The organism is Adonisia turfae CCMR0081 (genome assembly GCF_011009555.1).
Taxonomy (GTDB): Bacteria; Cyanobacteriota; Cyanobacteriia; order Phormidesmidales; family Phormidesmidaceae; genus Leptothoe; species Leptothoe turfae.
Genome location: NZ_QXHD01000004.1, coordinates 6169683 through 6184404, shown reverse-complemented (window position 1 = coordinate 6184404; position 14722 = coordinate 6169683). Strand labels below are relative to the sequence as shown.

Genomic DNA, 14722 nt, shown 5'->3' with positions numbered 1-14722 from the left:
GGAAAGTCCCCGTGGCCCCAGAACCAGGCCCCATTCTGCACACAGCAAACAAGCCAGGGCCACTAAGCCCATGCTGAGCCTGGACCATAGCACCGGCGGCACCGCTAGCTGCTTCACAACCCAGTAGGCAGTTACAACAACGGCCATTAACATCAAAGGCATTTCCAACAGTTCAGCCAGTCTGACCCCAAATTGAGGCTCTATCCATACCACTCGAATGAACCCCAACAGAAAACCTATTCCAAAAACAGTCACAAAGTAGATTAATCCGGCCTTTACACTTAGCCATAGCGTCGTTAGTCGATGAAAAGACTTTTCTTCATTGTTGTAACTGTTTAGATTTTGATCGGTGGAGCTTTGCATTACCTCTAACTCCCTAAATTAGCCTACATCGCTACTTTAAGGAAAAAGCATGGGGAACCTGTGAGGCAAACAGGAGATGCCTTCACAAGTGTCTCAGAATTAAATGCTTAAATAATAGCAACTTTCTCCCCAGCGGCTTCATTTTTAGGTGTCATGGTTTGGGCTTCCGTAATGGGGTGTTTCCTTCCAGATAAAGAAAGCCATACTTAACGCTAGGGTAAGAGCCTGAGGAAATTATGAAGGGAGAAGATCCTAATGCTCACATTTCACACAATTCTAGAACCTGAAGAACATTGGGATGATCTATTGGAGAAAGAAGTGATTTATTTCGGTAATGAGGCAGCTCCAGTTGAAATTGTGGCGATGTCAAAGGGCATGGCCTCGGGACGAACCAGCATCAGCATGCGGCTAGATCTACCCGATGGTCGCGTGATAATTATGGAGACGGCTCTGTATGAGTTAGATAGAGCGGTGAAAACCATCCAAAAGCATTTTGGCGAATGCGTCTAAAGGAGACTGCCCAAACATAAAGACCCAGGTTGAGGCTGTAGATGGGTGGGGAACGGGGTGATTCCAAAATATCATCTATAATTCAGCCACCCATATAGCTGATTAAGGCTAAATCAAGGGTGGCTGAATGTAAATTTCTGGCATTGCTGATCTTTAGAAGGGGGTTGGCGATGAGGGGCCGTTACATAGCAATGACGCTAGACTGGTTCATCCTCTAAATCAGCAATCACTATAGTCTTAAGATATCTGAGCACCCCTGCACAGGCAAATTCATTATACTCTAGCTGTCAGTGGCCGATAAACATAGTGATCTTCGTTAGCCTTAGTAATTCTTTTGTGAACAGCTTTTTGAATGTCAGTTTTTATGGTGGAGAGATCTAGATAAGCATCGGCGACATTGATCAAATAATCACTCATCATAGATTTAAGACCAACCACCTCGACCCGTACCCCTTGTCTACTAACAGCATCAACGGCATAAGCCAAGTGGCCGTTACCGCTGACCAAAACAGCGGTGTCATAGTAAGGAGCCAGGGTGAACATATCAACCACCATTTCCACCTCTAAATTAATTTTCTTAGAGCCATCAGGCATTGGCACTAACTCTTTGGTAACGACTCGATAACCATTACGCCGCATCCATAGCAAAAAGCCCTGTTGTTTTTCGTTATTGCTATCCACACCTGTGTAGAAAAAGGCCCTTAGAAGTTTTGAATCCAAAGTTAGCGTTGCTAACAATTGGGTGTAGTCCAGCTCAATATCTAGCTGTAAGGCCGCATAAAACAGGTGCGAGCCATCAATAAAGATGGCAGTGCGACCACGATCCTGATGGGGCAGCAGGCTAGATAAACTGTTTTGATGAATCGTCATAATTAGGACCTACTAAATTCTACAGAGGGGTGGGAATAAGCACAGATCGTCAAGCTTTGAAGGTGCGATCTGCCTATGGCTCCATGGGCTTGAATTCAATGTTGCCGCTATGTTCAAGTGTGATGTAAACAGTTGTTGGGAACGGGTTACCATTCTCGTTATATTTCATAAGCTTTCTTTTTATAGTGCTGACGGATAAGCAACCTGATGCATCACACAGATGGCTATACTTCACACACTAATTTCTAAAAATGAAAAAGTTCTGAAATGCTACAGGTATTGCTTGCCCATAGATCAGCGTGGGGCATTGCAATCCATTAACAACCTGTGTCGCTTTTTATAAAGTACGCCAAGATAGGGATACCGTTAGGAACAGTGTTGACGAACGGCGAATCATTAATCGCACATTAATCGCACATTTGTGTGACGATCCATCACAACAAACCACAGATCGTATCAATTCTCTGTCGTAGGTATTCCGCCAATAGCGCCAAACTGTTTCATGTCAGTTAGAGAGCCCCACCTCTTTACCTTGGACAACCCCCTATAGGAGACACACCATGATTAATATTCAACAACTCCGCCACGAATATAACCAAGGCTACCGCGATTTCTCCGGTGTTAGCCTGCATAATGCCAACCTCAGCCAAACGCACTTCAGCGGCGTAGACTTTAGCCAATGCGATCTCAGCGGCGCAGACCTTAGCAATGCAGACCTTAGCCGCAGTGACCTCAACAGCGCCAACCTCACCGATGCCGATGTCACTAAGGCCGACCTCAGCGGTAGCAAGCTCATGGGCGCTAACTTTATCGGGGCCGATCTGTCAGGCACGAGTCTTGTCGGAGCCGACCTGAGCCAGGCCGACCTCAGAATGGCCAACTTAGAAGGAGCCGATTTGAGAGGTGCTAATCTTACCGCCGCCATTGTCAGTGGCGCTAACTTCTGTAATGCCAACTTAACCGCTGCCTGCTTAGACGAAACTGGCTTAGAGGAAGTAGATCATGACGGTGCTAACCTTTGCCATCTCAGAACCCCTGTCATGAATGGCGCAGACACCACAGCTCATCGCTGGGTTACCTGGGGCGCACATTAAAAAATAGTCTAAGTGTTTCTCCGTAGGGGCGCGCTGCTGTGCGCCCTTTTAGGCTGTTTGCCAATAATCAATTACCTGTTTCCTAGGTCTCCTGAGAATGGCCACAAAAAAAGAACGCAAAGAAATACGTCCCTCCAGAGATATTCGTTTTCTTATGCAAATCTCTTACCCAATCAAAAAGAGATATCTGTTCTATTTGAAGATATAGCCAATATCAACAAGAAAATTTCAGACAGTTACCACTATTTTGCCTCGGGCGTACATCAGTGTGCCCCCACAACCTCAGCATCCGATACGACTAGCGGCCTAAACAACATATTACTCAACACAGCATGCACTTCATCGGCACCACAGCTATCCGCCTCCGGCATTTCCTGACGGCAGTCAGGACAATACAAATACACCTCACCATGACGAATATGTCGTAACAGCGAACTATTGCAACAAATACAGTAACTCATAGTCACCTCCAACCTGTAGTGCTGTTACATTAATAGGCTACAAAGTTGAAGATTTTATGAGGGCGGGTAGAATCTGGCTACACCAAGAACAGCTGATGTAAAGCATCACGCTGGGTTGCAGACACATAAGGCTGCCGTAGTTCTAACCACTGCTGCCATAGCTGATGATGTTGCTTCTGAAAACACCGATGTAAGCTAGGCAATTTTTTCGCCCACTTAGAACCGAGCATGGTTGCCAAAAATGATTGCACAACTGATTCATCTTGCAATTCACCCAGCACATCCTGCATCTGTCTGAAGGTGTTTACCTGGGCTCTATAGTCTTCGCCATAAAACTCTCTAAATAATGCCATCTGATAACGCACACCTTTAATGTGTTTGCGCAGATCATGGACCTGTTCAAGCTTAGTTGTGTCAGTTGCATCCACCACTAACCAGCCAGGATGCAACAATAGCTGACAGATCATCGGCAACTGAACGTCTGGCAAAGCGACTGTCAAAGGCAATCTCGATACGGACTGATATTGCGGCTGTTTCAGCCATTTTTTGATGACCTTGAACAGTTGTTTATAGGCCTTACTCCGCAGTAGCTTGTCAGTTTGAACCCGACATTGCTTACGTTGCTTTTTCAGCGTTCGGTTTAAGGTGCGTAGCACTTTTATTTCCGATTTTTTCAACTTAGTCTGGTTACTGTACTTTTTAAGCCAACCTTGCAATATATCCAGGTCTCGCATGCGCCCCAAAGCTTTGCCCAGCCGCTTCAGGGCACGATCACTAACTGCATCGGGTAAAACCAAGGCAAAGTCAAAGGCTGCTCGCACCGTCCGCAGACGACGCAAGCCTACACGCATTTGATGCACAAATTCAGGATCGTGATGATGGGCCAGCACACCCTTTTCGTGCTGGAGAATATGATCAACATATTTTTTGATGGCCTGGTGGGCATAGTCACCAACACATTCGGGTTTTTCTTTTACCGGTAGCTGGGCAATAGTTGACACAAGTTGGGGTTTCATGCGATGCGCCCCTGATTTCATAGAGCCAATTTCAGCCTATCGTATCGCCTTTAGTCTGTGGTTTTTCCTTAGAATTTCTCCACCTGATTAGGAATAGGTAACAACCGATCAAGCAGGCTCTCTAGCTATATTTTCAGAATTATCTTGAGCCCCAGCCGATAGCTCAAATTAATGGCCATCGCTGGGTTGCTAATTTCATACACCGCTGTCAGGCTTACTTTTAGCCCCACTCCATCGGTCGTCAGCACTGCCTGCCCCGGCACACTCAGATACTGTCCGTAGTAAGGGGGCAGTGGGCAACCCTCAGCTAGTCATAACTAGCCGGAGGAGCTTAACGGTCCCTTAACGGGCATTATGGTCCCCCAGATTGCCCCTGTGATATATCAAAAGTAAGCCCCTACAGAAATTCCATTAATTGGCTGTTTTCACCTTTTGAGCCAGACCAACCGCCTGCAGCAATCGGATTACTTGCCATACGGGATCAATTTCCCACCAGCTTTTCTGAAAACAAGCAGAAGACTGACAGGCATGATGATTGTTGTGCCAGCCTTCACCATAGGTGAGTATGGCCACCCACCAACAGTTGGTAGACATGTCATCGGTGTCAGTGGAACGGTAGCCAAACTTATGACAGGCGCTGTTCACAAAGCAAGTGCCATGGAAGCTAACGAGCAGTCTGACAAATATGCCCCAGACAAGAAATGGCATGCCACCCATTAGATATAGCAGCAGTCCCAGAGCCACCTGTAGTGTGATGTAGTGGTTATGGCAAAACTGATAGAATTTATCGTCACGGATATCTTGGGTCATGCGAGGTAGCAAGGATTGGGTAGGCACCGTATGCATTAGCCAGTTGATATGGCTCCACCAAAATCCCTTACTAGCACTGTGGGGATCGAGTGCTTGATCAGTGTGCTTGTGATGCAGGCGATGATACCCCACCCAGCCATATACGCCCCCCTGAAAGGCGAGGGTACCCAGCAAAATGAACAGGTGTTCTAACCACAGAGGTACTCGCAAACTGCGATGGCTAGCCATTCGGTGAAAGCCGAGGGAAATGCCGAGACCTTGAGTCAACGCATGTAAAAAAACAGCGATGCCAATGGCTCGCCAACTAAAATTGCTTGGCAGCAGCGCTAGGAGAGCGAGTAAGTGAAGAATGACCGTTGAAACAACCACCGTCCAGCGTAACCGTGGGGTGGGTAGAGCTGCTGTAGTAACCAAGGATTATTACCTAAATAAGTAAGACTGATTGAGGGGTTGTTCCCCTATGGCAGACTAACATATTCGTCTTGTATCGCTTCATTCCCAGGCCATTGCCACCATAGGTACAGACCACTCGTGTGGAGTATATTTATTTGCTCCATTAGCTTATTCAATCGACAAAAGGTGTTTTAGAGCCATGACATCATAACGAAAACGATAAGCTAGTTAGAGTATTGCCTCTTGCTCCTTTGAATGCAGACTTCGGAACCATCTACGGCGGCCTCTCTTAAGCTTAATACTGGCCTGGACTCTAACACGGTTGGGTTTGATGCCCATGAGCCCCCTGACCAATCTTTAATTGATGCCTGTGTCCACTGTGGATTTTGCCTGACGACATGCCCTAGCTATCGGGTTATTGGTAAAGAGACTGATTCACCTCGGGGTCGTATTTATTTGATGGATGCCATCAACAAGGGAGAGGCCCCTCTGTCTGCGGCATCGGCCAGTCATTTTGATTCTTGTTTGGGGTGTTTAGCCTGTACAACTTCCTGTCCGTCTGGAGTGCAATATGACCGGTTGATTGATTCGGTGCGATCGCAAGTCAATCGTAACCATCAGCGCCCTCTCCCCATCAACCTGATCCGACAGTTAATTTTCTCCCTATTTCCCTACCCCGACCGCATTCGTCTGCTGTTGGGCCCCCTTGCCCTATATCAATGGCTAGGGGTATCGAAAGTCATCCGCAGCACCGGCCTATTAGAGCGTTTTTCACCGCAGCTGGCGGCGATGGAATCAAACTTGCCTGCGGTCACTCCCAAGTGCTTCCAAGACAATCTGCCAGAAACCGTACCTGCCCAAGGCAAAAAACGCTACCGAGTTGGCATGGTGCTGGGCTGTGTTCAACGCGTCTTTTTCTCTGACGTCAATGAGGCGACGGCCCGCGTACTGAGCGCTAACGGCTGTGAAGTGGTGATTCCCAGAAGCCAGGGCTGCTGCTCCGCTCTGCCCGCTCACCAGGGAGAAACTGACCAGGCCCAGGCCCTTGCCCGTCAGATGATCGACAGCTTCGCCGACACCGCCGTAGACTACGTCATTATCAATGCCGCTGGCTGTGGTCACACCTTAAAAGACTACGGTCATATTCTTAAAGACGACCCCGACTATTGCGACAAAGCGGTCGCTTTTAGCGACAATGTTCGCGATATCCAGGAGTTTCTTGCCGAGGTAGGGTTAACCGCCAAACTCTCTGCTGTGACGGATACCCCCCTCAAGCTGGTCTATCAAGATGCCTGTCATTTACGCCATGGCCAGGGCATCACCCAGCCGCCTCGCCAGTTGCTTAAACAAATTCCTAACGTCAGCGTTGCTGACCCCATTGATGCAGAACTTTGCTGCGGTAGCGCTGGTGTTTACAACATGCTGCAGCCGGAAGTTGCCAATGAATTGGGCCAGATGAAGGTGACTAATTTGATGAATACAGGAGCGGCCCTGATCGCTTCGTCGAATCCAGGCTGTGCCCTTCAGATTCAAAAGCATCTTGAGCTCCAGGGAAAAACGCTGCCGCTGATGCACCCAATTGAATTACTGGATAAGGCCATTAGTGGCGAAAAACTAGATTGAAGCGTACGTGCGATCGCGATGCTGGAGGGTGAGGATATCCCATCACCCAGCCACCAGCAATAATCAGAAAATCCCTTTAGACTACCAAAGGAAACAAACGCATCTGCACCCATGGCCGACTGGAAAATTAAGCTGCTCTATGACGGTGACTGTCCTTTGTGTCTGCGCGAAGTAAATTTTCTCCGAAAAAAGGACAATGGTCGTGGCCTAGTAGTCTTTACAGATATTGCTGCGGACGATTATGATCCTGCTGCAAACGGGGGTGTTTCCTTTGAAATAGCGATGGCTCGCATTCATGCGGTCCTACCCGATGGCAGTGTGATTCAAAATGTTGAGGTGTTTCGTCGAGTCTATACCACACTGGGTATCGGCTGGATGTATGCCCCTACCCAGTGGCCTGTGCTGGGGCCTTTAATAGACAAAATTTACGACATTTGGGCGGACTGGCGTTTAAAACTCACAGGTCGCCCAGATTTAGCCACTATAATTGCCCAACGCAACCAGCGGTGCCAGCCTGAGGAAACCTGTCGGTTGTAATCGGTCAGAAGCAACCAAGCCCATGCCCATTGATCTGAGAAGCGACACCATTACACAACCGACCCGTGGTATGCGGGAAGCCATTGCCACCGCTGAAGTTGGGGACGATGTCCTGGGAGATGATCCCACTGTTCGGCAGCTAGAGCGATTTGTGGCGGGTCTTTTGGGCAAGGAAGCGGCGGTCTTTATGCCCTCTGGCACCATGACCAACCAGATTGCGCTGCGCACCCATACGGAACCGGGCGATGAGGTGATCTTAGAATCCCAGGCGCACATTTACTATTACGAAGGTGGGGGTCCCGCTGCCCTATCCGGTGTGATGTGTCGCCTGATCAACGGAGATCGTGGCGTTTTCACGGCGGCAGATGTGGAAACGGTTTTGCGTCCCGCCGATGTTCATTTTCCAAAGACTAAATTAGTCTGTCTAGAGAATACCCATAACCGAGGTGGGGGCAAGATTTATCCCCTGTCCGAGATAGATGCGATCGCGCAGGTCTGCAAACAGCACGGTCTCAAGCTTCACCTTGATGGTGCCCGACTGTGGAATGCCTGCATTGCCACCAACACCCCTGAGGAGCAATACGTTAAAGCCTTTGATTCCGTCAGCGTATGTTTTTCCAAAGGTCTCGGTGCGCCCATCGGCTCTGCCCTGGCTGGGTCCCATGACTTTATTGAACGGGCCCGACGCTTCCGCAAAATGTTTGGCGGTGGTATGCGACAGGCAGGCATGATGGCGGCAGGGGCCATCTATGCCCTTAAGCACCATCGCGCCCATCTAAAAGAAGATCATCTTAACGCCCAAACCTTAGCCAAAGGTCTGGCAGAAATTCCAGAAATTATCATTGACCCTACAGCCGTGGAAACCAACATTGTTGTTTTTCACACAAAAATGTTACGCGCTCAGGTGCTGGTAGATCGTCTTAAGCTAAAAGGCGTTTATGTTTTACCGGTGGGGCCAAAGTCTATTCGGGCCGTGACTAATTTAATGGTAACAGAGGAGCAGATTTTACAGGTTCCAGATCTGGTGGACCTTTCCCTCAATGAAAATTAAAAGAAAACTCTCTCTATCGGGAAAGGGTATCCTGATATAACAACTGCTTTAGGGGTGTCAAGGACAAAAAGAATCCAAACCTAGAAATAGAAGGCTCCAACAGTGTCGTAGTAAACAACATTGGAAGTCTCTAAAATGCTGGGCCACTTAGAATCTGCTTTAGAAATGTTGCCAGGAATATCTCCTTTCCACTGCGTTTGAACATCCAGACTGTAGTTGAGATAGAGTTTACCCTCAACAATATCCCAAGCCTCAGGTACTGTTGAAGCCAGATTCCCTTCACTCAAAGCCTTTGCACAGTAGCCACCATACTGGGGGGCATAGGCTTCGGGGTTACTAGCAAACAGTTCTTTATTAGCCGCACTAGAGAAACGCCAGGTAGCACCGTTCCACTCATACGCATAGTCGCCGCTGCCTTCAACCGGCGCACCAACCGTAAAATAAGCCACTGGGTCATACCCTCGAATAGCAAGATTATCCTCTGCCTGAGGATCGGAGAAAACGGTTGGGATCGCAGCAGCTACAGAGGCTGCACAAGGATCAGCCGCACAAGGATTTGCAGCGCCAGCGCAAGGGGCCGCCGCGCAAGGGGTCGCCGCACAAGGATTAACAACGCCAGCAGCGCAAGGATTGGCCTGGGCAGGGATGAACTGAGTTGGAGCCACGACAGCTGTAAAACTAACAATCGAAGCGGCAATCAGAGTAGAAAAATACTTGATTTTCATGGACCTGATACTTCCTAAAGGCTAGAGGGTATTACGTTGGCAGCACCAGGGATATATTGGCATCAACTCCATGCTTGAACCTGAGATTGCGCTGAACTAACCATGAGCTTTAGTCCGTTATTCAATGAGCCCTTCTCATATAATGAGCCCTTCTCATATAATGAGCCCTTCTCATATAATGAGCCCTCATGCTGATTGGCCCATCACTGTTGCCATGCCGTCACATCGTATCCAAACTGCTCACCTGTTAGCCTGTGCAGCAGATCAGTCATTACCACAGGCTCCCCTCAAACCTGGGCAATCCCCATGTGATTTTACGTTTTGTTACGTTTTTTAATTTTCTAAAGTAGCGAACCAGCTATTTGAATGCCCATCCAAAGGATCAAATCAGAGAGTATCTCAGCTGATATAACTTGGAACTAATTCAACCAAGCCCTTACTCTTCAATGATTTTGAAGGATAGAAAAGTAAGCCATATCCACCCTGGCAGTCAGCATTTGCTGCATTCAACGTTCATTGACGAGGCACCAGTCACGCTGATAGGATTGGCCCTGTAATCTACGTCCCCTGTAGGTTTTCAGCGAGTTTTTAGCTCCTTACTTTGTGGGAGAATAAAAATTTAATTTACGTCCTTAATGAGACTAAACAGAGTCCGTTAAGTGTGTGAGGTTGTCAAATTTGTTTTTTCTAAAGGGCTTAGGAAATGCTTAAAGGGTTATCTGGCGTCTTAGAACAATCTAAGAACCTCAAGCTGCCAGTACTGAATGGAAAAAAACCAACTGAAGCCAAGCAGGCGAGTGAGCCTAAAGCTGTAGCCACACCAGCCCCTGTCACATCACCTACGCCTAAGGCCGTCGCTGCTCCGAAACCTGTAGCCAGTAAGGAGGTAGACGGTCGGATTCAAATTTGGACAGCCCCAGAAGATAAGGCTAAAACTTTACCGACGAAATATCGCGACGCCATTGCTGGCAGTGTTGTCGCTGAATACACTGGCGATGCCCTATCCCAAGGGAATGCCGATTTGGTGATTGCTGCGGCTTACAAACAGGTTTTTGGTAATGCTCATCTAATGGAGTCTGAGCGTTGCACCATTGCTGAATCAAAAGTGCGCAGCGGCGAAATTAGCGTGCTTGAGTTTATTCGGGCACTGGCTAAGTCTGATCATTACAGATCATTGTTCTGGGAAAAGCATCCCAATGTGACTGCCATTGAATTGAATTTCAAGCATCTGCTGGGCCGTGCCCCTAAGAACTATGCGGAAATTTCCGAGCATATTCAAATCATTGCAGAGGGTGGTTTCGACGCTGAAATTGATGCTTATTTAGATAGTGATGAGTATTTCCAAACGTTTGGAGATATGTATGTGCCCTATCCCAGGGGCTATAACACTCAGACTGGTGTCAACGGATTAGGCTACACTCGCTCATTTTCCCTATTTGGTGCTGCTTGTGGGAGCGATAAGTCTAGGTTTGGCGGCGATAACCCTGGCTTGAAGCCCAATCTACTGTCTGAGGGGCCTGGTGAGATTCCTGACATCAGGGCGATTCCTGATTCCTATTCAGCGGAGTTGGTTAAAACGTCCATACCCCGCGTACCTAAGGAGCTATATAGCATTGCTCGGGAACTGCTAGGAGAAATGCGCGCTAGAAAAGGTCTTGCACCTCTTAATTACTAAGTGTCATAGCTTGGTTAAGCTTGTCCCTTCCTTGTGCTTCTCCCTAACATCTAGGGAGAAGCACAAGTGTATTTTAGGAAGTTTTGATATCACCTGATATTCCAGGGTGTGCCCAAGGCATCATCTCACTGTTAAGACTGAAACAAGCGCTCTAGGGTTTGTCTCACTTCTAGATCAGGCGCTTTTCTCAGGACCCAGAATGTTGTTTCCCATGAGAAAAAGGCAACACCACGGTAACCTGCCTGCTGTACAGCTGAAATTTCATCTACTGTACGATTGAAATCTTTTGCTGCTGCCAGTGGCCCTGTGTAGAGACCAATGGCAATGGGAACCTGGTTACGCAGGTTATGAAACCCGCTGCTATACAAGTCTTTTTCAAAGATGCTGAGGTCGTCACGGTAAAGCTGCACGACTACCTCATCGACGATGCCTAAATTGACCCACTGGACCCAGTCTTGAAGGTACTTGCGATAGGCAAACCCAGGTGGATTGGGAGAAACTGAAATAATCGCTTCTGGGCGTACCTCTTTGACCGCTTGGGTGATGTCGGTTAGTAGCGTAGTAATGGCGTGGGCCCGCCAGGCAACCCAACCCGGAGCACTGGGATCATCGGGGGGTGGCGCACCGCCATGGGTGTCTTTATAGAGCTGCACTGAATAAGGGTCGTAGCCCATGGAAATTGGCAAACTAAAGTGATCGTCCAACTGGATACCGTCCACTGGATAGCGCTTGACCACATCGACAATCAAGTCGATCATGAACTGGCGTACCTCTGGGTGCATGGGGTTAAGCCAGGCAATATTGCCACCGGTAATCTCCATTTGGACGTTTTTTAGGGGCTGCGGCAGCAATGGATGGGCCGATAGCGGTGCCGGAATACTAGCGCCTGCTCGGTTAGTGGTTAACCACTCGGGGTGGGCCCTGGCAATGGGCGATGTTGCTGGCACCATGAGGCCATACTCAAACCAAGGGATCAGGCGCATGTTGTGGCGGTGGGCCTGACGGGTGAGGCTATGGAGAATATCATCAAAGGGATAGAAAGGGACATTGGCGATGCGATCGCAACATCGCCCGCCCGCTTTTTTAGTCACCTCATTGGGATACAGCGTATACCCCTGGTTCCAAACGCTGGGATAGAGTGTATTGATCCGATGCTCCGCCAAGTTAGCCACCGCATCATCCAGGCGAAAGCTGAAGTAGTTCATAGCCGCCGCCACATTGGTCATCCACACACCGCGAATCTGGTTGCTGGTGGTCAACTTGACCGCTGGAGCCTGCCAACAGGCCAACACAAGCCACACCGCCGCAATGCCCAAGGCCCAATAGCGCCGTCGCCTACGTCTGGCTAATTTAGCCCGTAGTAACAAGCGTGACTGCTTCGATGATTTAGCAGGGGAGGTCCTGGATGATTTACCAGGGGACTTAGCTTCAGACATTCACCATTGACCAACGGGATTCTAAGTATTTCACTACGCTATCTTCACTGTGGTGACCAATGATTTCGGTTGCATGTTGCTGTAGTTCTAGCGTCGCATTCGCCGTTGCCACTGCCACATCGGCCAGTTGAAACATGGAAATATCGTTGTTGTGGTCTCCAAACACGGTCAGATCATGATCATGCAGCTTGTGAAATGCTTGCAATTCACGAATACCATTTGCTTTAGTTGCCGATCGATCCTGTAGAGTCAGCCAGTACCAATCAGGCTGATAGGGATTTTCGAACAGATGCATATCAAGACAGCCAGGAAAGTGCTGATTCAACGCTTGTTCTAGATGGGTTAAACGCGCTTTCGTATCAATCAGTGTAAACCGCATCACCTGTTCGTCAAAGATTTCCGTTAAGTCAGTCCGACAGTGCCAACGGCCATCTTCATTACGCTCAGCATCATCGATGTACCATTGGATGCCTGGATTCACATCATGGGTGAAATAGACATGGTCATCTTGACCGTTATAACTAGAAATCAGCGGTTTAACGCCATAATCTTGCACTAACTTTAGAATTTTTATGGCCAGCTCCGTGGCAATGTCATTCACAATCAGATGCTGCCCGGTGGTCAAGTCAGTAATATAGGCACCATTTAGCTCAATAACCGGTAATGGCAGTGATACGCCCTGAAAAATGGGGCCAACCGAACTGACACTGCGGGACGTGGCGACGGTAAATGGTAAACCGGATTCTAGTAGGCGCTTGAGAGTGGCTCGGGTGTAAGTGGACAAAGTGGCCGTTGGTGTTAGTAACGTGCCATCGAGATCTGAAACATACAGTGTGGGCATGGGCAATCTTGAGTCCAATACTCCTCAGAGTTGAGGAAAATCATACAAGCGAGGCTTTGTCCCACCTAGTTATGGCAGCTATGGGTGCCATTGTCTAGCGGTGGGCTCCTAAAGATTACATTTGTCCACCATGCTAAAGAATTGCTTGACGTTGTTAGCTGACATGGTTAACTGGCCAGGTTATCGGTGTAAGTCTCTTCTTTCACCAAGGCCATATGTCGTTTGACATAGATCTTCTTGATGTGTCTCTTCACCGTATTCACGGCAATGTATAGCTCGGCAGCAATTTCTCGATAGGTGTAGCCCGTGCGGTGTAGCAACCATACTTCTGCCTCACGGGGACTGAGACCATAGCGATCCACTTCAGTAATGGCCAAATTCCGTTTGGAATAGTTTTGATCTTCTAAGATCACCAAAATGTAAGCATTGTTGCCATGGTCACCAAAATCAAACCATCGGGCACGAATGCGAAAATGTTCGTGGGGTTTCACACTGAGTTCTGATTCGGCAACCACTGGACCCTCAGTATACTCGTTACAGCCTTGAATCAGTACCCGACAGGTGCGCCAGATTTCTTTGGGGATCTGGCCAGAATCGGTTTGGGTGATGCGATCGCAAATTTGTTTTGCAATGGAGTTACTGCGCACTAACTCACCCGTTTTCGTCAAAATCAGAATGCCATCAATCCAGCTGGTGATAATAGCATCCATCAGTTCACGGTTAGGGCCATGGACACCTAAGGGCGATGATGGTTGAGATAGCTGGTTAGGGTTTTGAGAAGTCATGGGGCTACGCACAGGTTCAACAGTGAGGTACAACAATCAGGTGTTTGAAGCCTGTTCAAACGGTTGCTCAAAAATTTGGCTTTGAATAAATGGCTTACAGCGTCAGCAAAACAGGCTCAACCGGGCTGAGTAGCTAGTTGAGTCCCAGCAGCAGATTCTCAAACAGAGTAAGAATAATCTTCGATACCAACTTGTCTTTATGAGAATTATGAGGAATTAGCCCCTGAATATCATTGCTGTTTCTGGACAATTGAGACTGCACTTTATTGCCATTTTTCGATGAATAATATTGCAGAAAACTGCAAAGGGGCTGCCCATTTCTCCCAACCATCAAAAGCAACATCGTTGCCAATCATCACTTTCACGGTGCTTACGACGAGACTGAGAGAGATTACCTAGCTGAGTTTTTTACCTCGTAACGCATGGGTAAAGAGAACCCTGATGTGGCTAACTCGTCTGGAGTAGCTACCATAGGTTATGGTGGGCAGATATAGGGTCAGAGTATAGGCAAAGGGTATCCGTAGGGAACTGC

The 14722-nt window shown here is 48.2% G+C and carries 15 protein-coding genes; 6 read left to right on the top strand and 9 right to left on the bottom strand.

Going from position 1 to position 14722, the window contains the following annotated elements; all coding sequences use genetic code 11:
• A partial coding sequence (locus DXZ20_RS30330; protein WP_163703664.1) for a hypothetical protein occupies positions 1-363 on the bottom strand: 363 nt, incomplete at its 3' end.
• A gap of 255 nt (positions 364-618) precedes the next feature.
• Here DXZ20_RS30330 and DXZ20_RS30325 point away from each other — a divergent pair.
• Positions 619-873, top strand: a complete 255-nt coding sequence (locus DXZ20_RS30325; RefSeq protein WP_006513927.1) for a hypothetical protein — start codon at positions 619-621, stop codon at positions 871-873.
• 273 nt (positions 874-1146) lie between these two features.
• Here the strand turns inward: DXZ20_RS30325 and DXZ20_RS30320 are convergent, their stop codons facing one another.
• Complete coding sequence (locus tag DXZ20_RS30320) at positions 1147-1743, bottom strand: LabA-like NYN domain-containing protein (RefSeq protein WP_163664921.1); 597 nt, start codon at positions 1741-1743, stop codon at positions 1147-1149.
• 560 nt (positions 1744-2303) lie between these two features.
• Between DXZ20_RS30320 and DXZ20_RS30315 the strand changes: the two genes are divergently transcribed.
• Positions 2304-2837 (top strand): pentapeptide repeat-containing protein, encoded by a 534-nt coding sequence (locus DXZ20_RS30315; RefSeq protein WP_163664923.1) that lies wholly within the window; start codon positions 2304-2306, stop codon positions 2835-2837.
• Positions 2838-3100: 263 nt separating this feature from the next.
• Here DXZ20_RS30315 and DXZ20_RS30310 read toward each other — a convergent pair whose 3' ends face one another.
• From DXZ20_RS30310 to DXZ20_RS30300, 3 genes are all read right to left on the bottom strand, one after another.
• Positions 3101-3298, bottom strand: coding sequence for a hypothetical protein (locus tag DXZ20_RS30310; protein WP_163702664.1), 198 nt, complete (start codon positions 3296-3298; stop codon positions 3101-3103).
• Positions 3299-3375: 77 nt separating this feature from the next.
• Positions 3376-4314: a CHAD domain-containing protein gene (locus DXZ20_RS30305; protein ID WP_163702663.1), complete on the bottom strand. Its 939-nt coding sequence runs from the start codon at positions 4312-4314 to the stop codon at positions 3376-3378.
• A gap of 411 nt (positions 4315-4725) precedes the next feature.
• Positions 4726-5538, bottom strand: a complete 813-nt coding sequence (locus DXZ20_RS30300; protein WP_163702662.1) for an acyl-CoA desaturase — start codon at positions 5536-5538, stop codon at positions 4726-4728.
• 234 nt (positions 5539-5772) lie between these two features.
• Here DXZ20_RS30300 and DXZ20_RS30295 point away from each other — a divergent pair, with 234 nt between their 5' ends.
• The 3 genes from DXZ20_RS30295 to DXZ20_RS30285 all read left to right on the top strand — a co-directional run bounded on the left by DXZ20_RS30295 (position 5773) and on the right by DXZ20_RS30285 (position 8728).
• Positions 5773-7140 (top strand): (Fe-S)-binding protein, encoded by a 1368-nt coding sequence (locus tag DXZ20_RS30295; protein ID WP_250565982.1) that lies wholly within the window; start codon positions 5773-5775, stop codon positions 7138-7140.
• Between the two features lie 111 nt (positions 7141-7251).
• Positions 7252-7677 carry a thiol-disulfide oxidoreductase DCC family protein gene (locus tag DXZ20_RS30290; RefSeq protein ID WP_163664932.1) on the top strand — a complete coding sequence of 142 codons (426 nt, stop codon included), beginning with the start codon at positions 7252-7254 and terminating at the stop codon, positions 7675-7677.
• Positions 7678-7699: 22 nt separating this feature from the next.
• On the top strand, positions 7700-8728 hold the full coding sequence (locus tag DXZ20_RS30285; RefSeq protein WP_163702661.1) for a threonine aldolase family protein: 1029 nt from the start codon (positions 7700-7702) through the stop codon (positions 8726-8728).
• A gap of 80 nt (positions 8729-8808) precedes the next feature.
• On the opposite strand, the gene DXZ20_RS30280 is transcribed toward DXZ20_RS30285, so the two are convergent.
• A complete protein-coding gene (locus tag DXZ20_RS30280; protein WP_163702660.1) occupies positions 8809-9453 on the bottom strand; it encodes a YHS domain-containing (seleno)protein in 645 nt (214 codons plus the stop codon).
• Positions 9454-10156: 703 nt separating this feature from the next.
• Here DXZ20_RS30280 and DXZ20_RS30275 point away from each other — a divergent pair.
• Positions 10157-11128, top strand: a complete 972-nt coding sequence (locus tag DXZ20_RS30275) for a phycobilisome rod-core linker polypeptide (RefSeq protein WP_163664937.1) — start codon at positions 10157-10159, stop codon at positions 11126-11128.
• 131 nt (positions 11129-11259) lie between these two features.
• Here the strand turns inward: DXZ20_RS30275 and DXZ20_RS30270 are convergent, their stop codons facing one another.
• The 3 genes from DXZ20_RS30270 to DXZ20_RS30260 all read right to left on the bottom strand — a co-directional run bounded on the left by DXZ20_RS30270 (position 11260) and on the right by DXZ20_RS30260 (position 14190).
• On the bottom strand, positions 11260-12564 hold the full coding sequence (locus DXZ20_RS30270) for a glycoside hydrolase family 10-like protein (RefSeq protein WP_163702659.1): 1305 nt from the start codon (positions 12562-12564) through the stop codon (positions 11260-11262).
• Entirely contained in the window at positions 12557-13405 is an 849-nt protein-coding gene (locus DXZ20_RS30265) for an HAD family hydrolase (RefSeq protein WP_163702658.1), read from the bottom strand. Before DXZ20_RS30265 ends, DXZ20_RS30270 begins: the two co-directional genes overlap by 8 nt.
• A gap of 167 nt (positions 13406-13572) precedes the next feature.
• Positions 13573-14190 carry a helix-turn-helix transcriptional regulator gene (locus DXZ20_RS30260; protein WP_163664944.1) on the bottom strand — a complete coding sequence of 206 codons (618 nt, stop codon included), beginning with the start codon at positions 14188-14190 and terminating at the stop codon, positions 13573-13575.
• Between the last annotated feature and the right edge of the window lie 532 nt (positions 14191-14722).